Source organism: Sciscionella sediminilitoris (assembly GCF_000737195.2).
GTDB classification, from domain to species: Bacteria; Actinomycetota; Actinomycetes; order Mycobacteriales; family Pseudonocardiaceae; genus Sciscionella; species Sciscionella sediminilitoris.
Genome location: NZ_JALM01000016.1, coordinates 103,207 through 123,399, shown reverse-complemented (window position 1 = coordinate 123,399; position 20,193 = coordinate 103,207). Strand labels below are relative to the sequence as shown.

Here is a 20,193-nt window from a genome sequence, read left to right as displayed (position 1 = left end):
ACGGAACGCCGAGGTATCCACCGCTGAGGTTTACTTGGCTTCGGCCGAGGGCTGTGCCTGGCCGGACTGCTGGGGCGCCTGCTGCGACACCTGTTCCGCCTGGGCGGCGGTGTTCTGCTGCGGGGCCGCGTACTGCTGCTGCGGTGCGACGTTCGGCTGGGCCGAGGGCAGCTGTTCGGCGGCCGGGGCCGTGGCGTCCGCGCCCGCCTCGCCGTCCTGCTCACGCATGGCCTTGGTCTCCGACTTGAAGATGCGCAGCGACTTGCCGATGCCCTTGGCGGCATCCGGCAGGCGCTTGGCGCCGAACAAGAGGACGATCGCGACCACGATCACGATGATGTGCCAACCTTGCAGACCACTGAACATGCCCACTCCTCACTCTTGCGCACTCGTGATGGTACGCGCTCGTCCTCGATCGGTGAACCGGAAGGAGCCGTTCGTCCTCCGCTGGTCAATCGCGCTTCGCACGCCTGTTACCTCCGCACGCAGCGCCTGGGACCTTCCATCGAACCGGCCCCTGCTGTACCGCACGATCATGGTGAACCGGCGCACGAGCACCAGGAGCCAGACCGCCACGACCACCAGCAGCACCAGGCCACCCGCCGCGACCAGGGCGGGAACCAGGAATGACTCCGTCAACCTGCTCGGCTCCTCACTCGCTCGTCGCGTTCGTACCGTTCACCGTACCGACTCCAGTTCGGCCAGTTCGAGCGCCTCACCCGCGCGCCGCACCACCGCCGCCGCCAACTGTTCCGGCGCCTCGACCCGCACATCCCCGGCGACCGAGAGCAGCAGGCGCACCATCCAGGATTCGTCCGCGTACCGCATCCGCACCCGAGCCGAACCGTCCTCCAGTTCGACCAGGTCCTCGACCGGGTAATACTCCGCGACCCAGCGCGCCTCCGGCCCGATGAGCAGGGTGGCCACCGGCTGCGCCGGATTCGGCCGGAACAGCCCGTCGGACAGATCGGTCGGCTCCGCATCCGCCGGGGGCGCCGAGGCCTCGTCCAGCACCCGTACCTCGTCGATGCGGTCCAGCCGGAACAGCCGCACCCCCTCGGCACTACGGCACCAGGCCTCCAGGTAGCTGCGGCCCTCGACGAGCAGCAGCCGCATCGGGTCGACCGTGCGATCGCTGATCTCGTCGCGGGCGACCGTGTAGTAGCGGATCCAGAGCGCACGCCCGGCGTCCAGGCCCTCACGCACGGTGGCACGCACCTGCTCGTCGACTCCCCTGGTCTCGGTGAGCCCGACCACCACCGGAGCCTCGGCCCCGCCCGCGGCGGTCTCGATCTTGGCCAGTGCCCTGCGTACCGCGTCGGTGTCGGTGACCCCCGGGGTCTCGGCGAGCGCGCGCAACGCCACCAGCAGTGCGGTGGCCTCGGCCGCGGTGAGCTTGAGCGGGCGGCGGATCCCGGCGTCGAAGGTGACCGTGACCGTGTCCCCCTCGAACGAGAGGTCGATCAGGTCACCGGGGCCGTATCCGGGCAGACCGCACATCCAGAGCAGCTCGAGGTCCCTGCGCAGTTGCCGCGGGGTCACGTCGAAGTCGCGCGCGGCCTCGGCGAGCTCGATGCCCGGGCGGGCCAGGAAGTACGGCACGAGGGCGAGCAACCGGGGCACCCGGTCGCTCGTGGCCGTCACCGTTTCCCTCCGACCGCGGCGAGCCAGCGGTTGACCACGTTCTTGCGCAGCGTCTCCGGCTCGAGCACCAGCACATCCGGGCCGTGCCCGGCGAGCCAGTCCGCCGAGGACTCCAGGTGGGCGAGCTCGAGTTCGAACACCTCGCCGTCCCGTCCGCCGATCGTGCGCTGCCCGCGCGAGTTGCCCTTGCGCCGGACCCCGTGCGCCCTGCCCTCGGCGACCCAGACGCTCACCGGCACGGGTTCGGGATCGGTCTCGGTGACGTAGTCGAGCAGGTTCACCCCGTCCGGGCGGACCACCGCACCGGCCCGGCCGACCGTGCGCACCTCCCCGACGACGCGGGAGAGGCGGAAGCAGCGCGCCGCGTTCCGGTCCCGGTCGTGGCCGACCACGTACCACCTGCCGCGCCAGGACACCACGCCCCAGGGCTCCACGGAGCGCACCGCCGGTTCGGTGGAACCCGGCCTGCGGTAGGGGAACCGGACTGCCTTGCGTTCGTTGACCGCGGCGAGCAGCGGCGCGAAGGACGGCTCGTTCGTGCGCACCTTGGGCTGCACCGCCCCGCTGCCGTCCTCGACATCCACCCCGGCGGCGCGCAGCTTGCGCAGTGCCCCGGAAGCGGCGCCGGTCAGCTGCGGGGAGTCCCACAGGCGCGCGGCGAGGGCGACGGCCGCCGCCTCGTCCGGTTCGAGCTCGATATCGCTGAGTTCGTAGTCGCGCCGGGCGATGCGGTACCCGTCGCTCGGGTCGATGATCGAATTGCGGCCGGTCTCCAGCGGAACGCCGAGGTCACGCAGTTCCGCCTTGTCGCGTTCGAACATGCGGGAGAACGCCTCGTCACTCGGCGCGTCCCCGTAACCGGCAACCAGCCCGCGGATGCGCTCCGCCGGGAGGTACTGCCGGGTCGCGAGCAGGCAGATCACGAGGTTGACCAGCCGTTCGGCGCGTGTGGTCGACACGGGGCAAGCTTAACTCCTATCGAACAGGTGTGCGGTCAGGCCCTGCCCCTCGTGTCGTCAACCGGCTCGCTCGTGCGGGATCTTCTCTCCCGCGGTCACCGCGAAGCCGAGGTGATTGCCCTGCGGCGGCAGTGGGCAGGTGGCCAGGTCGATGAACGCGCAGGGCAGGTTCACCGCGCGATTGAAGTCCAGGATCACGGTGCCCTCCCGCGGCGGCGCGGCAGGCAGGCTGCGGTTCGCCGGATAGGTGGTCACCCCACTGGTCTCGTCGGTGAACAGGATGGAGAGTCCGCCGTGTTTGCCGTTGAACGCGGTGAGCGTGTGGCGCGCACCGCCGTACGAGAAGCGCACCTCTCCTGGCGAGGTGTACACGTGCGCGAGCCCTTCCACGACCGCGCCGACCGTCACCGGCCTCGGCTGGTCGAACGGCAGGAACTCGGCCTCGATCACCCACTCCGGGTCCGGCTCGTAGGCGGGCACCCCGCGAAAGTCGCGCAGCACCGGTGCTTCCGGATCGTGCACCCGGATGTTGTACGCCGCGCCGCGGTGGGCGAGCTCGATCCGGCGCTCGCCCCAGCCGATCAGCTCGCCCGGCGCGGTCGCCCCGAGCCGGTAGGTCTGCTCGCCGACGAGGTCGAGGCCGTCTCCGGGCTCGGCGCGCACATGTCCGGTGTCCCCGGAGTACCACCAGGTACCCGGAAGGCCGGGAAACCTGGTCGGCTCGGTACCGAGCCATTCCAGGCGGGTGATGGACAGCCAGCCGTGTGCGGCCGCCAGTTCGCGTTCGCGCGCGGTGTGCCAGGCGCGCCAGTCCTCGGTGAAGTTCTCCGTCGCGGTGCTCATGGCCTGCAGAACCGGCGCCCGCGAACCGGCATTTCCCCGTTCACATCCTGGGAACCCGGCAACCGGACGCGGTGTGTCACGGGGCGTGCACTACGGTTCCTGCGGTGCGCACCCGTCGATGGGGCGCGAAGGTGTTCTGGAGGGGCGATGACGGCAGCGGAGCGGATCCCGTGCCGTATCGAGGAAATACTCGCGCCCGGTCCGATCGAACGGGAACTGCTCGCCGGCTTCGCGCTCGGTGAGCCCGCTCCTCCCCCGGCCCGCGAACAGCACTACCTCGCCTTCCTGTCGGGCCGTCCGGCCGGTGCCGCGGCACTGCGCATGGCCACCGAAGCGGATGTCGCCCTGGATGTGGCGCCCGCGCACCGCAGGACCGGAATCGGCACCGAACTGCTGCGCACCTGCGCGGAGGGCGCCTACCGCCACCGGTACTCCCAGCTGTTCGGCACCGCGACGGACGGAACCCCGGCGGCCGGGTTCTTCACGGCACACGGTTTCCGCACCGACTCGGCGGTGAACCGGCTGCGGCTGCGACTGCCCGCCGCGCTGCCGCGGGCCAAGGAGGTACCCGGCTACACGGTGCGCGAATGGCGCGGTATCCCGCCCGAGGATCTGGGCCCCGCGATGCTGGCCGCCAAACGGGACAGCGGGGACATGCCCTCCGGCGGTCTTCCCGGGGTGCTGCACGATCCGGCGAAGGCGCTCGCGATGCTGCCCAACCGGGTGGCCAAACAGGGCAACGTGCTGCACACTGCCGCGGCGATCGAGACGCGGACCGGGGCCATCGTCGGGTACGCCGAACTGGTCGTGTTCACCGGAACCCGGCGGGCCGAGCAGCTCACCACGGTCGTGCTGCCCAGTCATCGCGGGAACGGGATCGGCGCGCTGCTCAAGATCGCGATGCTCGAGCGGATCGCCCGCGCGCACCCCGAGGTCGGCGAGGTGGAGACGGAGAACGACGCGGGCAACGCCCCGATGCTGGCGATCAACGCCGCGCTCGGATTCCGGCTGGTCTCGTGCACCCGGCGGGGCTGGGTGTACGCGCACTCGCTGGCCCCGTGAACCCGTCCGAACCTCAGCTGAAACCGGCGAAGGCGGCGCGGAGGCGTTCCCGGTCCGCGCCGTCGGCGAGCAGCAGGTGCAGCAGGATCCGCGCCTTGTAGGGGTCCAGGAACCCGGAGGGGATCAGCCCGCGCGCGATCAGGTCCCGTTCCGATCCGGGATACCCGTAGGTCCGGGTCAGCATCGAGCCCGCACCGGCCCGGGAGGCGAGCACGACCGGCATGGTGCCCGCGAGCTCGGCGAGCACCGGGACGACCTGTTCGGGCACGTGCCCCGCGCCGACCCCGGCGAGCACGAGACCGGAAAACCGCGAGTCCACGCCGTAGAGCAGTTCCCCGTCCTCGCCGAGCGCCATCGGAACCACGCAGACCCGTACGTCCTCGAGCCGGGAGCCGATCGGGAACCGGGCGCGCGGGCCGGGTGTGGTGAGCAGTCGCGGCTCCTGCTCCACCAGTAGTCCCAACGGACCGAATCCGGGCGATTCGAAGGCCCCGGTAGATGCGGTGTGCGTCTTGCGCACCAGCCGGGCGGCGTGCACCTCGTCGGAGAACAGCACGAGCGTACCGAGCCCGCGGGCGCTCGGACTGGCCGCGAGCCGGACCGCGCCGAGCAGGTTCGCCGGGCCGTCCGCGCCGGGCGAGGCCGGGGGCCGCATCGCGCCGGTCACCACGACCGGGGCGTCCGCACGCACGGTCAGATCCAGGAAGAAGGCGGTCTCCTCGAGGGTGTCCGTGCCCTGGGTGACCACCACGCCCTCGGCCCCGGCGGCCAGTTCGGCCTCCACGACGGCGTGCAGCTCGGCGAGATCGGCGAAGCCGAGCGAGGCACTGGGCAGCGAACGCAGGCTGCGCACGGTCAGCTCGAAGTCCGTGAGCTCGGGAACCGCGGCGACCAGATCGGCCGCCCCGAGGCCCGGGGTGACCCCGCCGGTGCTGCTCGGGGTCATGGCGATGGTGCCGCCGAGCGAGACGACCGTGATCATCCACCGCTCCCGGACCGGGTCGCGCGCCTGCGCCGCACCACGAGATAGGCGAGCACGAGCAGCACCAGCACCGGAACCCCGGCCTTCCACGCGGTGCCGAACTGGTCGGTGAAGGCCGTGGTCACGAGTACCCCGAGGAGCACGAGCGCGGGGAACACCGTGGTGAACGGCGCACCCCAGAGGCGCACCGGAGGACGTTCGGTGTTCGCGCGGCGGAAAGCCACGTGGCTGGCGAAGATCAGCAGCCAGGTCACCAGTGCGCCGAACAGCGCGAGCCCGAGCAGCACGGCGAAGGCGTTCTCCGCGTCCAGAAAGGAGATCAGGCAGGCCACGAGGAGCCCGGCAGCGGAGAAACCGAGCGCGGGCAGCGGGACACCGTGCCGCGTGGTCCTGGCGAAGGCCTTCGGTGCGAAGCCGTCCCTGGCCAGCGAATGCGCCATCCGGGAGGTGATGTAGAGGTTCGTGTTCATCGCCGAGAGCGCCGCGGTGAGCACCACGAAGTTCATGATGCCCGCGGCGACCGGGATCCCGGCGTCGGCGAACACCGTGACGAACGGGGACTGGCGCACCGCCTCCCCCGCTCCGGCCGCGGTGCGCCAGGGCACCACCGTGACCACGACCGCGGTGGCGAGCACGTAGAACACGATCAGCCGCAGCACCATGGACCGCGCGGCGCGGGGCACGGTGCGCCGCGGATCGCGCGATTCGGCCGCGGTGACCGCGACCGCCTCGGTGCCGATGTAGGAAAAGGTCACCACGGTCAGCGCGAGCCAGAGGCTGCCCGCCCCGTTCGGGAAGAACCCGCCGTCGTCGGTGAGGTGCCCGAACCCGACCGCGGAACGATCGGGCAGACCGAAGATCACGTAGCAGGCGCCGAGCAGCACGAACACCACGATGGTCAGCACCTTGATCAGTGCGAACCAGTACTCGGTCTCGCCGAAGAACCGCACCGCCGCGGCGTTGATCGCCAGCATCACCACGGAGAACACCAGCACCGGCACCCACAGCGGCAGCTGCGGGAACCAGAACCGGACGTAGAGCCCGGTGGCGACCGCCTCGCTGCCCAGGTTGACCACCTGCGCAGCCCAGTAGATCCAGCGCTGCACGAAACCGGCGAGCGGACCGAGATACCGCTGCGCGATGGCGCCGAAGCCGCCCGCGTCCGGATGGGTGGACACCATCTCCGCGAGGGCGTAGGTGAGCGCGAGCGCGATGGCACCGGCCCCGATGTAGGCGATGATCACCGAGGGGCCGCCGATCCCGATCGCGAGACCGGAGCCGAGGAACAGGCCGGTTCCGATGATCCCGCCGAGGGCGATCATGGAGATCTGCCGCGCGGACAGCTCCCGGCGCAGCCCGTTGCTCTCCCCGGGGCTCTCGGTGGTCATCGCGCGTCCCCGCGGCGCAGTACCGCGCAGAACATCGCGTCCGTGCCGTGCCGGTGCGGCCACAGCTGCACGTACGGTCCCGGACCGAGATCGGGCACCCCGGGGAACAGCTCCCTGGCGTCCAGCGCGGACACCTCGGGGTTGCGACGCAGCGCGTCCGCGACCACGCCGACCGTCTCCGGCAGATGCGGACTGCAGACCACGTAGGCGACCACGCCGCCAGGCCGGACCAGGCCGAGCGCGGTACCGAGCAGTTCGCGCTGCAGCTGGGTCAGTTCGCTGACATCCGAGGGATCACGCCGCCAGCGGGCCTCGGGCCTGCGCCGCAGCGCGCCGAGACCGGTGCACGGGGCATCCACCAGCACCCGGTCGTAACCGGGTTCGAGACCGGGATCGCGTCCATCCGCGACGTGCACGGTGACCGGCAGCCCCTCGCAGGCCTGGCGGACGAGCCCGGCACGCTTCGCGGACTGCTCGACCGCGTCCAGCCGGGCGCCCTCGGTGCCGGCGAGCGCGCCGAGCAGCGCCGCCTTGCCGCCCGGCCCGGCGCACAGGTCGAGCCAGCGCCCGCCGTCCTGGTCGAGTTCCGCGCGGTGCAGCGCGAGTGCGCACAGCTGGCTGCCTTCGTCCTGCACGTGGGCCAGCCGCTCGCGGACCGGTTCCAGCTCACCGGGATCCCCGGAGTCCAGGTGCACCCCGTAGGGCGAGTACGGAGCGGGTTCTCCCGCGCTGATCGCGGCGAGCTCGTCGGCCGAGATCTCCCCGGGCCGCGCGGTCAGGTGCACCGAGGGCCGCTCGTCGTCGGCCCGCAGTGCCGCCTCCAGTTCCGCGCCACCGTCCCCGAGCGCGGCACCGAAGGCACGCGCGATCCACTTCGGGTGCGCGGTGCGCAGGGCGAGTGCCTCGATCTTGTCCGCGGGCGCGAGCTCGTCGAGCCAGGTGGCCTCGTCCTTGTCCGCGATCTTGCGCAGTACGGCGTTGACGAACCCGCTGGAGCGCGAACCCGCCTCGGCGCGGATCAGGTCCACAGTGGACGAGACCGCGGCATGCGAGGGAATCCTGGTGCGCAGCAACTGATACGCGCCGAGCCGCAGCCCGTCGAGCACCGCGGTGTCCAATGTGGACAGCGGCCGGTTGGCGCAGGCGGCGATGACGGTGTCCAGCAGACCGACCGCGCGCGCGGTCCCGTAGCACAGCTCGGTGGCCAGGGCCGCGTCCCGGCCGCTGATCCGCCGTTCGGCGAGCAGGGCGGGCAGGGCCAGGTTCGCGTAGGCGTCCCGCTCGGTGATCGCGCGCAGGGTATCGAACGCCGCCTGCCGCGCGGGATCCTTCGCCGGCGGGGTGCGCGGAGTCTTCGGCCGGGGTGGTGGCCCGCTCGGTCCGCGCCCGCCCGGCTTCCGCTGTTCTCGTGTCATGCGCTGCCCTCGGCTCGACTTCCCACTCGATTCGTCCCTGATTCGCGCGGGGCGGTCACCGACCGGCCTCCGCTTCACCCGCGCCGCCGTCGAACGCGCTGCCCTCGGCGATCCGCGCTCCCCTCGCCCAATCGGTCGCCGCCATCCGGCGTTTCCCCGGGGCCTGCACCTCGCCGAGACGCACCGGGCTCGTTCCGGTACCGACAAGGACTTCCTTGCGCCGCACCAGGATCGCGCCCGGAGCCACGGATTCCTCGGTGGTCGGTTCGACCGGGCCCAGCTTGATCCGGTTGCCCTCGAACTCGGCCCAGCCACCCGGATCGGGGGTGACCGAGCGCAGCAGCCGATCGATCGCGGCCGCGGGCGCGGTGAAGTCCACCCGCGCGTCGGCCACCTCGATCTTGCCCGCATAGCTCACGCCCTCCGCGGGTTGCTCGCGCGCCACGACGGATCCGTCCGCGATGCCGTCCACAGTGGACACCAGAAGGCCCGCGCCGGACTCGGCGAGCCGCTCGAGCAGCGCACCCGCGGTGTCCCGGGCACCGACGCGTTCGGTGACCACGCCGTACACCGGTCCGGCGTCGAGTTCGCGCACGATCCGGAAGGTGCTTGCCCCGGTGATCTCGTCCCCGGCACGGATCGCGGCCTGCACCGGGGCGGCGCCGCGCCAGGCGGGCAACAGCGAGAAGTGCAGATTGACCCAGCCGTGCACCGGGATCTCCAGGGTGGACCGGCGCAGCATCGCGCCGTAGGCCACCACGGGACAGCAGTCGGGTTCCAGTTCGCGCAACCGGGCGAGGAATTCCGGATCGTCGGCCCGCGGCGGGGTCAGCACCTCGATGCCGTGTTCGTCGGCGAACTCGGCCACCGGGGAACGTTTCGCCGAGCGGCCGCGTCCGGCGACCGTGTCCGGCCGGGTGACCACGGCGAGCAGTTCGTGCTCCGAGGCAGCGAGGGCGCGCAGGCTCGGCAGGGCGACCTCCGGGGTTCCCGCGAAGACAAGACGCATCAGGCACCACCGAAGGAGGCGTGCGGGTTTTCCTTGATGACCGGGAGTTCGCCGTCGAACCACTCGGCCGAGCGGATCTCGCGCAGGGCCCGTTCCCTGGTCTGCTCGTCGAGCCGGTCCACGAACAGCACCCCGTCGAGGTGGTCGGTCTCGTGCTGGATGCAGCGGGCGAGCAGATCGGTGCCCTCGACGGTGATCGGCTCGCCGTGCAGGTTCTGGCCGGTCGCGACCACGTGCGCGTACCGTTCGCAGTCCCAGCTCAGCCCCGGAATGGACAAACAGCCCTCCGGTCCGAGCTGAAAGCCCTCCCCCAGCACGGTCCAGCGCGGATTCACGATGTGCCCGGCGAAGGTGTCGCAGTGGTAGGTGAACACACGCAGGCCGACCCCCAGCTGTGGCGCGGCCAGACCGGCTCCGCCGACCTTTTCCATCGTGTCCCAGAGGTCCTTGACCAGGGTGCGCAGTTCCGCGTCGAAGTCGACGACCTCCTCGGCGGGGGTGTGCAGCACGGGGTCGCCGAACAAGCGGATCGGCTGGACCGTCATGGATCACCTCGGACCTTCGCGAGCGGGAAGAATGCCGCCCGAGTTTAAACGGTCGTGTCCGCTCTGGTCCCTTCGCGGTGAACGGTTAACATTCCGCAGGTTTGCACACGAACTACGGGAGTTCACCTATGCCAGCCCCGGACGAGGGACTCAAGCAGAATCTCCGGCCCCGCCATCTGCAGCTGATCGCGCTCGGCGGGATCATCGGCTCGAGCCTGTTCATCGGCAGCGGCGCGGTGATCCACACCGTCGGCCCGGCCTCGGTGCTCTCCTATGCCATCGGCGGGCTGCTCGTGGTCCTGGTGATGCGGATGCTCGGCGAGATGGCCGCGGCGCACCCGACCGTCGGTTCCTTCGCCGAATACGCGCGACAGTCGCTCGGCAACTGGGCGGGATTCACCATCGGCTGGCTGTACTGGTACTACTGGGTCGGCGTGGTCGCCTTCGAGGCGGTCGCGGGCGCGGAGATCCTGCACGGCTGGATCCACGCGGTGCCCTCCTGGGTGTTCTCCCTGCTGCTCATGCTCGCCCTGACGCTGAGCAATCTGGTCTCGGTGCGCTCCTTCGGGGAGACCGAGTTCTGGCTGGCCTCGGTCAAGGTGCTCACCATCGTGGTGTTCCTGGTGATCGGGGTGCTGTTCGTGCTCGGGTTCTGGCCCGGGGCGCACTTCTCGGTCGGGAACATCGCCCGGGACGGTTTCTTCGCCGGTGGCGGGTTCTCCGTGGTGCACGGTGTGGTGCTGGTGATCTTCGCCTACTTCGGCGCGGAGATCGTGACCATCGTGGCGGCCGAGTCGGATCAGCCCGAGCAGGCCGTGGCGAAGGCGACCACCACCACCGTGTGGCGGGTGCTGCTGTTCTACGTCGGCTCCGCGGTGCTGCTGGTGATGATCACCCCGTGGCAGCAGATCCCGGAGAAGACCAGCCCGTTCGCCGCGGCCTTCGGCCGGTTCGGCATCCCCGCGGCCGAGACGATCATGAGCGTCGTGGTGCTCACCGCGGCGCTCTCGGTGCTCAACTCCGGGCTGTACACCGCCTCCCGGATGCACTTCGCGCTGCGCAAGCACGGCTGGGCCCCACGCTGGGTCGGCGACACGAACAAGCGCGGGGTGCCGTGGAAATCCATCCTGCTGTCCACCGTCATCGGCTACATCGCGGTGCTGATGAACTACCTCGCCCCCGGTGCGGTCTTCGACTTCATCATCAACTCGGCGGGCGCGGTCGCCCTGTTCCTGTACGCCATCATCACCGCCTCTCAGCTGCGGATGCGCCGCACCCTGGAACGCACCGAGCCCGAGCGGCTCAAGCTGCGGATGTGGTTCTACCCGTGGCTGAGCTGGCTCACCCTGATCGGGATCGTGCTGGTGCTGGTGTCCATGCTGTTCGTGGAGAGTGCCCGCTCCCAGCTGTACCTGAGCCTGATCAGCGTCGCGGTCATCGTGCTCGTTTACGCGTTCGGGGTGCGCCCGTACCAAGCTCGCCGGGGGCGGTCCCCAGAAACACCACGGTGACCACCGCGAGCAGCAGGTTGCCGAGGAACCGCGCGGCGGTCCCGAGTCCGTGCAGTGCGGTGAAGCCCTGGTCGGCGGTGGCGGTCGCGGTAGCCATCTCGATCACTCCTCGTCCGGCTCGTGTCTCTCGTGCTCGCTGATGACACAAGCTTCGCCGCCGGGCAGCTACGCGCGCATCGGCCCGCGGGAGGATCGCGGTCTCATCCTTCCCGTAGGGGTGTCCCCGGCTCAGATCCGCTTCGCGTGGCCCTGCCAGTACCGCTCGCGGAGCCTGCGCTTGAACAGCTTGCCCGACTCCTCCCGGGGCAGGGCGCCGTCGAGCACGACCCGGGAGGGCACCTTGAACCCGGCGAGCCGCCCACGGGCGTATTCGCGGATGTCCTCCTCGGTCACCCCCGCTTCGGCTTCCACGTGCGCGGCCACCGCCTCGCCGTACTCCGCGTCCGGGATGCCGAACACCGCGACATCGCGCACCCCTGTCATACCGAGCAGCGCCGCCTCGATCTCCGCCGGGTAGATGTTCACCCCACCGGAGATGATCATGTCGGTGGCGCGGTCGGTGAGATGGAGGAAGCCGTCGCCGTCCAGATATCCCATGTCCCCGAGAGTCACGTAGCCGTCGAGCTCGATGGCCCTGCGCTTCGCGTCGTCGCCGAGGTAGGTGAAGTCGGGCCAGCTCGTGGCGGGACGCACGTACACCGTGCCGACCTCGCCCGCGGGCAGCTCGCCGCCCTCGGCTCCGATGATCCGCACCGCGGCCCCGTCCACCGGTGCGCCGACGGTGCCCTCGTGCGCCAGCCACTGTTCGGTGTCGCACCAGACCACGATTCCGGTCTCGGTCCCGCCGTAATACTCGTACAGGATCGGCCCGAGCCAGTCGATCGCCGCCCGCTTCACCGCCACCGGACAGGGCGCGGCCGCGTGCACCACGAAGCGCAGTGCGGAGAGGTCGTAGCCGGTGCGTACCTGTTCGGGGAGGTCGAGCAGCCGCACGAGCATGGTCGGTACCACCTGCACCTGTTCCACGGCCCGCTCGGCGAGCAGGCGCAGGAAGGACTCCGGTGTGAACCGCGGCGCGATGGTGATGTCCGCGCCGACCAGCACCGCGGATGTGGCTGCTCCGTACGGCGCGGTGTGATAGAGCGGTGCGGGGATCAGCGTGCGCACCCCCGGTTCGATGCCCATCCGGGTCTCCAGCGAGCCCAGCGCGGCGTGCCTGGCCTCCTCGCCGAGCGGAGCACGCAGGACTCCCTTCGGATTCCCCGTGGTCCCGGATGTGTAGAACACCGCGCCGAACACCGACTGGGCGGGTGCCTCGATCCGCGGTTCCTGTGCGGCCAGCCAGTCCTCGAACAGCGGGTGGGCGCCGTGCGCTCCGGTGTGCGTGATGCCGTATTCCGCGGCGAGCCGCTCCGTGGGCACCACTTCCACCACCGCGCAGCCCGGCGGCGCGGCCGCGGCCACGGTTTCGGCGAACTCGGTCTGGGTGAACACCAGGCGCGCCTGGCAGTCCGCGAGCAGATGGCGCAGCTCGGGTCCGCGCAGATGCCAGTTCACCGGGACCGGACGGGCACCGGCGAGCCCGACCCCGGCAACGATCTCCAGGAACTCCACGCTGTTGCGCAGTACGAGTGCGACGAGCTCACCCTCGCCGATGCCCTCGGCGCGCAGCCCGGCCGCGATCCGGGTCGCCCGCTCACCGAACTCCGGGTACCCGATTTCCCGGTCCGCGCACCGAATCGCCGGTTCTGTCACCATTTGCACGCTCCTTAGACTCGTACCCGCCATCCCCTCGATGTTGCGCCAGCGAAGCGCCAACGGGAAGGTGTCCGCATGTCACGAATCGCTGGGGTGCTTGCCGCGCTGGTGCTGTTGCTCGCCGGGACCGCGGTCACCGCGGAAGCGGGCACCGGATCCGCGCTGCGCATCATGAACTTCAACATCCGCGCCGGAACGGGCATGGACGGCAGTTTCGACCTGGACCGCACGGCCGCGGCGATCAACGCCGAACATCCGGACGTCGTCGGGCTCGAGGAAGTGGACCGGCACTGGGACGAGCGCAGCCGGTTCCTCGACGAACCCGCGGAACTCGCGCGCCGCACCGGGATGCATCCGTACTTCGCGCCGATCTATTCGCTCGACCCGAAGGAACCGGGCGCGCCGCGGCGGGAGTTCGGGGTCGCCGTGCTCTCCCGTTCCCCGATCCTGCACGCCCGCAACCGGGACATCACCCGGCTGTCCACACAGGACCCTAGCGCGAAACCCGCACCGGCGCCGGGATTCGCGCAGGTGCTGCTCGCCCCGCACGGCCGGCCGCTGTGGTTGTACGTGACCCATCTGGACTTCCGGCCCGATCCCACGGTGCGCCAGGCCCAGGTCGCCGATATGCGCCGGATCATGCGCCCCGCTCCCGGGGTGCTGCTCGGGGACTTCAACGCCGATCCGGACGCGCCCGAGCTGCGCCCGCTGCACATCGCCCTGCGCGATGCCTGGCGCGGGCCCGGCGGGCTCACCTATCCCGCCGACGAACCGAAACGCCGCATCGATCAGGTGCTGATCCCGCCGGGGTTCGGCCGGGCGGGCGCGCACGTCCCGGACACACTCGCCGCCGACCACCGGCCCGTGGTCGCCGACCTGGTGCGCTGATCGTCAGACGAGTTCCAGCGGATCGAGCTGGATCCGCACGGTGTCCCGTTCCTTGCGCGCGGTCCGCCCGGCCATCGCCTCGTGCAGTGCGGCGGCAAGGGCGGGCCCGTGCGTGCGCGGCACCCGGATCAGCGCTCGCTCCCGTTCGGTCCCGGGAAGTTCCACCGGACCGAGTATCTCCGCGGACTCCGGCACCCGCGCGGTGTCCAGTACCTCGGCGACCGCGCTCGGCACCCCGTCCACGCTGGCCATCCGCACGGCGGGCGGGAAACCGAGCTCGGTGCGCGCGGCGAGCTCGGCGCGCGCGTGCCAGACCGGGTCCCAGCGCACCAGTGCCTGCACCGTGGGGATCCCGGACTCGGCCATCACCATGACCCGGCCTCCGGTGCTCCCCGGCCGGGCCAGCGCGGCCGCGGTCATCCAGCGCCGCAGGGTCTCCTCGGAGGCACGCAGGTCGGCACGCCCGAGGGAGGCCCAGGCGTCGAGCAGCAGCACGGCCCCGTAGCCGCCGTCCGCGACCGGTTCGGCTCCCGGGGTGGAGACGACGAGCGCGGCCTGACCGGAGACCGTCGCGAGCACGGTGCCCGCGCCCGAGGTGCGCACCGGGAACGGTGCGAAGGCGCGGCCCATCTCCTCGGCGGTGCGCTTACTGCCGATCACGACCGCGCGAAGCCGGGTGGAACCGCAGGTCGGGCAGCGGTAGTGCGCTTCGGCGGCACCGCACCAGCGGCAGTCCGGCGGGGCGTTCTCGTGTCCGGCCAGCGGGCCCGCGCAGCGGCGGCAGCGCGCCGGGGCACGGCACTGCTGACAGGCAAGGGTCGGGACGTAGCCGCGCCGGGGCACCTGCACGAGCACCGGATGGCCGGACTGCAGCGCGGAGCGGGCGACCGAGATCGCCTCGAGCGGCAACCGGGCGGCGCGGGCCGCGGGATCGCGGGCGTCCTGGCCGGAGTGCTCGCCGAGCGCGGTGACCCGGGCCGCGTGTTCGCGCACCGTCTCCCGGGTGGCCAGGATCTCGTGCGCCCAGCCGGAGTCCACCAGCAGCTGGGCCTCCGCGGTGCGCGCGAACCCGCCGACGAGCAGCGCGCACCGGGACAGGTGCGCCCGCTGCACGAGCACATCCCGCACGTGCGGATAGGGCGCGCGCGGTTCGGCGTGCAGGTCGTCCCCGTCGTCCCAGACCACGAGCAGGCCCGGTTCCCCGACCGGGGCGAACGCGGTGGCTCTGGTCCCGATCACGATCCTGGCCAGTCCCCTGCGCACGGCGAGCCAACGCCGGTACCGGGCCTGCGGGCCCAGATCCGCGGCGAGCACCACGGTGTTCTCCTCCGGAACGAGCGCGGCGCAGGCCTTGTCCACTCGCTCCACATCCCGGTGATCGGGCAGTACGAGCACGGCCACCCGCCCGCTGGCCGCGACGATCCCGGCCAGTTCGGCGAGCCTGGCTGGCCAGTCCTCACCGGGCAGCGCCTGCCATACCGCGCGGGCCGGATTCCCGGAGCGCACCGCCTCGGCGAACGCGGTTCCCCGCGGATACCGCTGCCACCCCTCGATGCCCGGGGCCTCGGGTACCGGGGGCAGCTCGTCCTTCTCCGCCGCGGCCTCCGCGCGGGCGTGCCGCGGGGGAATCGCGAGCCGGAGCACGTCGATCAGGCTTCCCCCGTACCGGTCCGCGATCGCGCGGGCGGTCCTGGCAAGTTCCGGGGAGAGCACCGGATCGGGCGAGACGAGCCGCTCCACATAGGCCAGCTTCCCGCTCGGCACCTCGGATTCCGCGGCGCGTTCCAGCACGAAGGCGTTCACCAGCCGTCCCGCGAACCGCACCCGGACCCTGGTGCCGGGGACCAGATCGGCGTCGAGTTCGGCGGGTATCAGGTAGTCGAACAGCCGGTCGAGGTGAGCAAGCGGCACATCCACGCAGCACCGGGCGATCGGGAGATTCGCCGCCGGTACCCGTGCGCCCTTCGCCGCCTTGTTGCTCACCGCCGCAGTATCCCGCACAACCGTTCGGGGACTTGGCGTACCCGCCCCGCCCGGGCAGGATCAACGGACATGCGCGCCCTGTCCTCTCTCGCGTGTGCGGTGGTGCTGGCCGCCTCGGTCGGCGCCGGTCCAGCGCACGCCGCCGCACCGGTGCCCGCGCCGAACTGGACCGACTGTCAGGACGGGTTCCAGTGCGCCAAGCTGCCCGTACCGTTCGACTACGGCCATCCGGGCGGAGAACAGATCCAGCTGGCGATGATCCGGCTCCCGGCCACCGATCCGGGGCGCCGGATCGGCTCGCTGTTCGTGAACTTCGGCGGCCCGGGCGGGGACGGCGTCGAACACCTGCGCCAGCGCGCACACTGGGACTGGCTGTTCTCGAAACAGCTGCGCGAACGGTTCGACCTGGTGTCCTGGGATCCACGCGGGGTCGGCAAGTCCGTCCCGGTGAACTGCTTCCCGGACACCGCGAGCCGGGACGAGTTCATGGCCCGCATCCCCGCCTTCCCGGACACCGCGCCCGAACGCGACACGTTCTACCGGGACAACCGGGATCTCGCGAACCGGTGCCGTGCCCAGGCCGGGCGGCTGCTCGACCATGTTTCCACCGCGGACACCGCGCGGGATCTGGACCGGATGCGCCGCGCGGTGGGCGACTCCGCGCTCAACTTCCACGGCATCTCCTACGGCACCCAGCTCGGCGCGACCTACGCGAGCCTGTTCCCGGACCGGGTGCGCGCTATGGTGCTCGATGGTTCCCTCGACTTCCAGGGCAACAGCACCGGGCACGGCGATGAGGGCCGGACCACTCCGCTGGATACCCGGCAGCGGGTACCCGAGGGGGTCGCGGACACCTTCGCGAGCTTCCTGCGGCAATGCGCCGCTCCCGATGCGCGGTGCGCGTTCGCCGGTGGTGACCTCGAGGCCAAGTTCGCCGTGCTCACCGCGGCTGCCCGGCAGAAACCGCTGGTCGTGGACGGGACGAGCTACACCTACGCGGACGTGATCAACTACGTCAACGGCAAGCTCGCCAGCCCGGACCGGTGGCAGGACATGGCGGTGTTGCTGCAGAAGCTCTACGTGGCCTCCGGCGAACCGCAGACCGGGAAGGCCCTGCGCGCGGCTTCGGCGCCGTACCAGGACAACAGCGGCGAAGCGTTCAACGCCATCCAGTGCGCCGACTCGATCGTGCCGCGTGGTTCCGCGCCGTACACGCGCGCGGCCGCACGGGAGACCCATCGGGTGCCGTACTGGGGCGCGCTCGGCGTGTACGACATGATGCCCTGCGCCTACTGGCGGGCGCACGCCACCGACCGCTACCTCGGGCCCTACGACCGCTCCCCCGCGCCGATCCTGATGATCAACTCACGGCACGATCCCTCGACCCCGCTCGCCGGGGCTCGGGACGGACAGCGGGAGCTGCGCAACGCGCGGATGCTCGTGGTGAACGGTTCGGGGCACTCCACGATGCTGGTGCGCAGCCACTGCGCCGAGGCGGTCAAGCGGGACTACCTGTTCACCCTGCACCGCCCGCGGGACGGCGCGAGCTGCGATATCGACGACACCCCGTTCGACGACGTTCCCCCGCCGCCGGACTGAACACGACACGAAAGAGCCGGGCCACCCGTGGGTGCCCGGCCCTTTCGTGTTTCGTGTGCCCTGCGCGGTTTACAGCTTGGCGGCGGAGGCGAGCGCCTCGGCGCGCGAGGTGTCCTCCCAGGGCAGCTCCACATCGGTACGCCCGAAGTGGCCGTAGGCCGCGGTCGAGCTGTAGATCGGGTGCAGCAGATCCATGTCCCGGATGATCGCCGCGGGACGCAGGTCGAAGACCTCGTTGATGGCCTGCTGGATCTTCGTCGGGTCGACATTCTCGGTGCCGAAGGTCTCCACGAACAGCCCGACCGGAGCGGCCTTGCCGATCGCGTAGGCGACCTGCACCTCGATGCGCCCGGCGAGCCCGGCGGCGACCGCGTTCTTGGCGACCCAGCGCATGGCGTAGGCGGCGGAGCGGTCGACCTTGGACGGGTCCTTGCCGGAGAAGGCGCCACCACCGTGGCGGGCCATGCCGCCGTAGGTGTCGACGATGATCTTGCGCCCGGTCAGCCCAGCGTCACCCATCGGGCCACCGACCACGAACCGGCCGGTCGGGTTCACCAGCAGCTTCGGCTCGCTGGTGTCCAGGTCGAGTTCGGCGAACTCCGGCCCGACCACCTGTTCCTTGATATCCACGGCGAGCATCTTGTCCAGATCGATGCCCTCGGCGTGCTGGGTGGACAGCACCACCGTGTCGAGGCGCGCGGGCTTCTCCCCGTCGTACTCGATCGTGACCTGGGTCTTGCCGTCCGGACGCAGGTACGGCAGCACCCCGTCCTTGCGGACCTTGGTCAGCCGACGGGAGAGGCGGTGCGCGAGCGCGATCGGAAGCGGCATCAGCTCGGGCGTGTCGGTGCACGCGTAGCCGAACATCAGACCCTGGTCACCGGCACCCTGGGCGGCGATCTCGTCGATCGCACCCTCGACGCGCTTCTCGTGCGCGGTATCCACGCCCTGTGCGATATCGGGTGACTGTGAGCCGATCGAGACACTCACACCGCACGAGGCTCCGTCAAAGCCCTTCGCGGACGAGTCGTAACCGATATCCAGGACCTTCTTGCGGACGATATCCGGAATATCGGCATATGCCTCGGTAGTGACCTCGCCCGCGACGTGCACCTGGCCCGTGGTGATCATGGTTTCCACGGCGACACGAGAACGGGGATCCTGGGCGAGCAACGCGTCCAGAATCGAGTCCGAGATGGCATCACAGATCTTGTCCGGGTGCCCTTCTGTGACGGACTCCGAGGTAAACAACCTGCTACTCACAAAACTCCCCTAGCTCAGTAGTGGACTAGTAGTCACGGTTAATTCGGACGCACCCGATCATGTCAGGATACGGCGGTCATGGCTACCGCGTCCCACACTGCGGCAGCGAGCGCGGCCTTCGAACCACGCGGAACCGGCGTCTCCAGGCCATCAGCGGAGAGTAACCATCCCTGGTTATCGTCGCCCTCGAACGCGCCCCCTTCGCCGACAGCGTTGACGACGAGAAGGTCGCAACCCTTGCGTTTGAGCTTGGCGCGCGCATGGGTGAGAACATCGCCGAATTCGTCACCGGTTTCCGCCGCGAAACCGACGATGACCTGTCCTTTCGTGCGGGCCGATACCAATTCGGCGAGCACGTCGGGGTTGCGAATGAGCCGAACCGCATCCGGCTCTTTTTCCGACTTTTTTATTTTGTGATCCGCCGCACTTTCCGGCCGGAAATCGGCGACGGCCGCCGCCATGACGACGACATCGGCTACCCGGGCCGCATCCCTCATCGCCTCGTGTAGTTCCGCAGCGGTCCGTACCTGTACGAGCTCGGCCCCCGCGGGTTCGGGAAGCGCGGCGGTGTGCGCGTTGACGAGGGTGACCTGGGCACCGCGTGCGGCGGCTACCTGGGCGAGCGCGTAGCCCTGTTTGCCGGAGGAACGGTTGCCGAGCCAGCGCACCGGGTCCAGCGGCTCCCGGGTACCGCCAGCGGAGACGACCACGCGTTTGCCCGCGAGGTCGTAGGGCAGCGCGTCCGGCCTGGCGAGCAGCAGCTTCGCCATGGCGACGATCTCGGCCGGTTCGGCGAGCCGGCCCTTGCCGGTGTCCTTGCCGGTCAGCCTGCCGCTCGCGGGCTCGGTGACCACCGAACCGCGGGAGCGCAGCAGCGCCACGTTCGCCTTGGTCGCCGCGTGCTCCCACATCTCGGTGTGCATCGCGGGAGCGAACATGACCGGGCAACTCGCGGTCAGCAGGGTCGCGGTGAGCAGATCGTCGGCGTTGCCGTGCGCGGCGCGGGCGAGCAGATCGGCGGTGGCCGGAACGACCAGGACCAGATCCGCTTCGCGCCCGATGCGCACGTGCTCGACCTCGGGGACGTCCTCGAAGACCCCGGTGTGCACCGGGTTTCCGGACAGCGCCTCGAAGGTGGCCGCGCCGACGAAGCGCAGCGCAGCCTCGGTCGGCACCACCCGCACCTCGTGCCCGGACTCGGTGAGGCCGCGCAGGACCTCGCAGGCCTTGTACGCGGCGATGCCACCACCGACACCGAGCACGATCCGTTTCTTCTCGCGCGGAGCAGGAACCGCGCCGTCAGGCTCAGTCACGAGACAAGCACACTCACGCGTTAACCCGATG

18 protein-coding genes are annotated in these 20,193 nt (G+C 70.7%); 4 read left to right on the top strand and 14 right to left on the bottom strand.

The genetic code is table 11. The annotated features are described in order from the left end of the window. Nucleotides 1-30: 30 nt before the first annotated feature. From tatA to AD72_RS08000, 5 genes are read right to left on the bottom strand one after another with little or no spacing between them, the layout of a single operon-like run. The gene (gene tatA, locus AD72_RS08020; protein WP_031465781.1) at nucleotides 31-366 is read right to left on the bottom strand and encodes a Sec-independent protein translocase subunit TatA; all 336 of its coding nucleotides are present in this window, start codon (nucleotides 364-366) and stop codon (nucleotides 31-33) included. A gap of 9 nt (nucleotides 367-375) precedes the next feature. Next, nucleotides 376-639 (bottom strand): hypothetical protein, encoded by a 264-nt coding sequence (locus AD72_RS08015; RefSeq protein ID WP_031465780.1) that lies wholly within the window; start codon nucleotides 637-639, stop codon nucleotides 376-378. Nucleotides 640-678: 39 nt separating this feature from the next. Next, nucleotides 679-1,644 (bottom strand): helix-turn-helix transcriptional regulator, encoded by a 966-nt coding sequence (locus AD72_RS08010; protein ID WP_031465779.1) that lies wholly within the window; start codon nucleotides 1,642-1,644, stop codon nucleotides 679-681. Beyond that, complete coding sequence (locus AD72_RS08005; RefSeq protein ID WP_031465778.1) at nucleotides 1,641-2,603, bottom strand: helix-turn-helix transcriptional regulator; 963 nt, start codon at nucleotides 2,601-2,603, stop codon at nucleotides 1,641-1,643. Before AD72_RS08005 ends, AD72_RS08010 begins: the two co-directional genes overlap by 4 nt. A 57-nt stretch (nucleotides 2,604-2,660) precedes the next feature. Then, complete coding sequence (locus tag AD72_RS08000; RefSeq protein WP_031465777.1) at nucleotides 2,661-3,446, bottom strand: DUF1684 domain-containing protein; 786 nt, start codon at nucleotides 3,444-3,446, stop codon at nucleotides 2,661-2,663. A gap of 147 nt (nucleotides 3,447-3,593) precedes the next feature. Between AD72_RS08000 and AD72_RS07995 the strand changes: the two genes are divergently transcribed. Continuing rightward, entirely contained in the window at nucleotides 3,594-4,508 is a 915-nt protein-coding gene (locus AD72_RS07995; RefSeq protein WP_031465776.1) for a GNAT family N-acetyltransferase, read from the top strand. A gap of 13 nt (nucleotides 4,509-4,521) precedes the next feature. Here AD72_RS07995 and AD72_RS07990 read toward each other — a convergent pair whose 3' ends face one another. The 5 genes from AD72_RS07990 to def are packed head-to-tail and all read right to left on the bottom strand — an operon-like array spanning nucleotide 4,522 to nucleotide 9,847. Next, nucleotides 4,522-5,490 carry an asparaginase gene (locus AD72_RS07990; protein WP_031465775.1) on the bottom strand — a complete coding sequence of 323 codons (969 nt, stop codon included), beginning with the start codon at nucleotides 5,488-5,490 and terminating at the stop codon, nucleotides 4,522-4,524. Beyond that, complete coding sequence (locus tag AD72_RS07985) at nucleotides 5,487-6,878, bottom strand: amino acid permease (protein ID WP_031465774.1); 1,392 nt, start codon at nucleotides 6,876-6,878, stop codon at nucleotides 5,487-5,489. Before AD72_RS07985 ends, AD72_RS07990 begins: the two co-directional genes overlap by 4 nt. Then, on the bottom strand, nucleotides 6,875-8,293 hold the full coding sequence (locus AD72_RS07980) for an RsmB/NOP family class I SAM-dependent RNA methyltransferase (protein ID WP_031465773.1): 1,419 nt from the start codon (nucleotides 8,291-8,293) through the stop codon (nucleotides 6,875-6,877). The genes AD72_RS07985 and AD72_RS07980 overlap by 4 nt, the downstream gene beginning before the upstream one ends. A gap of 55 nt (nucleotides 8,294-8,348) precedes the next feature. Next, a complete protein-coding gene (fmt, locus tag AD72_RS07975; RefSeq protein ID WP_037345144.1) occupies nucleotides 8,349-9,302 on the bottom strand; it encodes a methionyl-tRNA formyltransferase in 954 nt (317 codons plus the stop codon). Beyond that, nucleotides 9,302-9,847, bottom strand: a complete 546-nt coding sequence (def, locus tag AD72_RS07970; RefSeq protein ID WP_031465771.1) for a peptide deformylase — start codon at nucleotides 9,845-9,847, stop codon at nucleotides 9,302-9,304. Before def ends, fmt begins: the two co-directional genes overlap by 1 nt. 128 nt (nucleotides 9,848-9,975) lie before the next feature. Between def and AD72_RS07965 the strand changes: the two genes are divergently transcribed. After that, complete coding sequence (locus AD72_RS07965; protein ID WP_031465770.1) at nucleotides 9,976-11,358, top strand: amino acid permease; 1,383 nt, start codon at nucleotides 9,976-9,978, stop codon at nucleotides 11,356-11,358. A gap of 228 nt (nucleotides 11,359-11,586) precedes the next feature. On the opposite strand, the gene AD72_RS07960 is transcribed toward AD72_RS07965, so the two are convergent. Continuing rightward, on the bottom strand, nucleotides 11,587-13,116 hold the full coding sequence (locus tag AD72_RS07960) for an AMP-binding protein (RefSeq protein ID WP_031465769.1): 1,530 nt from the start codon (nucleotides 13,114-13,116) through the stop codon (nucleotides 11,587-11,589). Between the two features lie 75 nt (nucleotides 13,117-13,191). Here AD72_RS07960 and AD72_RS07955 point away from each other — a divergent pair, with 75 nt between their 5' ends. Next, the gene (locus AD72_RS07955) at nucleotides 13,192-14,004 is read left to right on the top strand and encodes an endonuclease/exonuclease/phosphatase family protein (protein WP_031465768.1); all 813 of its coding nucleotides are present in this window, start codon (nucleotides 13,192-13,194) and stop codon (nucleotides 14,002-14,004) included. 3 nt (nucleotides 14,005-14,007) lie between these two features. Here the strand turns inward: AD72_RS07955 and AD72_RS07950 are convergent, their stop codons facing one another. Further along, nucleotides 14,008-15,987: a primosomal protein N' gene (locus AD72_RS07950; RefSeq protein ID WP_082468805.1), complete on the bottom strand. Its 1,980-nt coding sequence runs from the start codon at nucleotides 15,985-15,987 to the stop codon at nucleotides 14,008-14,010. 69 nt (nucleotides 15,988-16,056) lie between these two features. Between AD72_RS07950 and AD72_RS07945 the strand changes: the two genes are divergently transcribed. Beyond that, nucleotides 16,057-17,586, top strand: coding sequence for an alpha/beta hydrolase (locus tag AD72_RS07945; RefSeq protein WP_031465766.1), 1,530 nt, complete (start codon nucleotides 16,057-16,059; stop codon nucleotides 17,584-17,586). Between the two features lie 69 nt (nucleotides 17,587-17,655). On the opposite strand, the gene metK is transcribed toward AD72_RS07945, so the two are convergent. Both metK and coaBC read right to left on the bottom strand, forming a co-directional pair. Further along, nucleotides 17,656-18,849, bottom strand: coding sequence for a methionine adenosyltransferase (gene metK / locus AD72_RS07940; protein ID WP_197284899.1), 1,194 nt, complete (start codon nucleotides 18,847-18,849; stop codon nucleotides 17,656-17,658). Between the two features lie 62 nt (nucleotides 18,850-18,911). Then, on the bottom strand, nucleotides 18,912-20,162 hold the full coding sequence (gene coaBC, locus AD72_RS07935) for a bifunctional phosphopantothenoylcysteine decarboxylase/phosphopantothenate--cysteine ligase CoaBC (RefSeq protein ID WP_255357146.1): 1,251 nt from the start codon (nucleotides 20,160-20,162) through the stop codon (nucleotides 18,912-18,914). Between the last annotated feature and the right edge of the window lie 31 nt (nucleotides 20,163-20,193).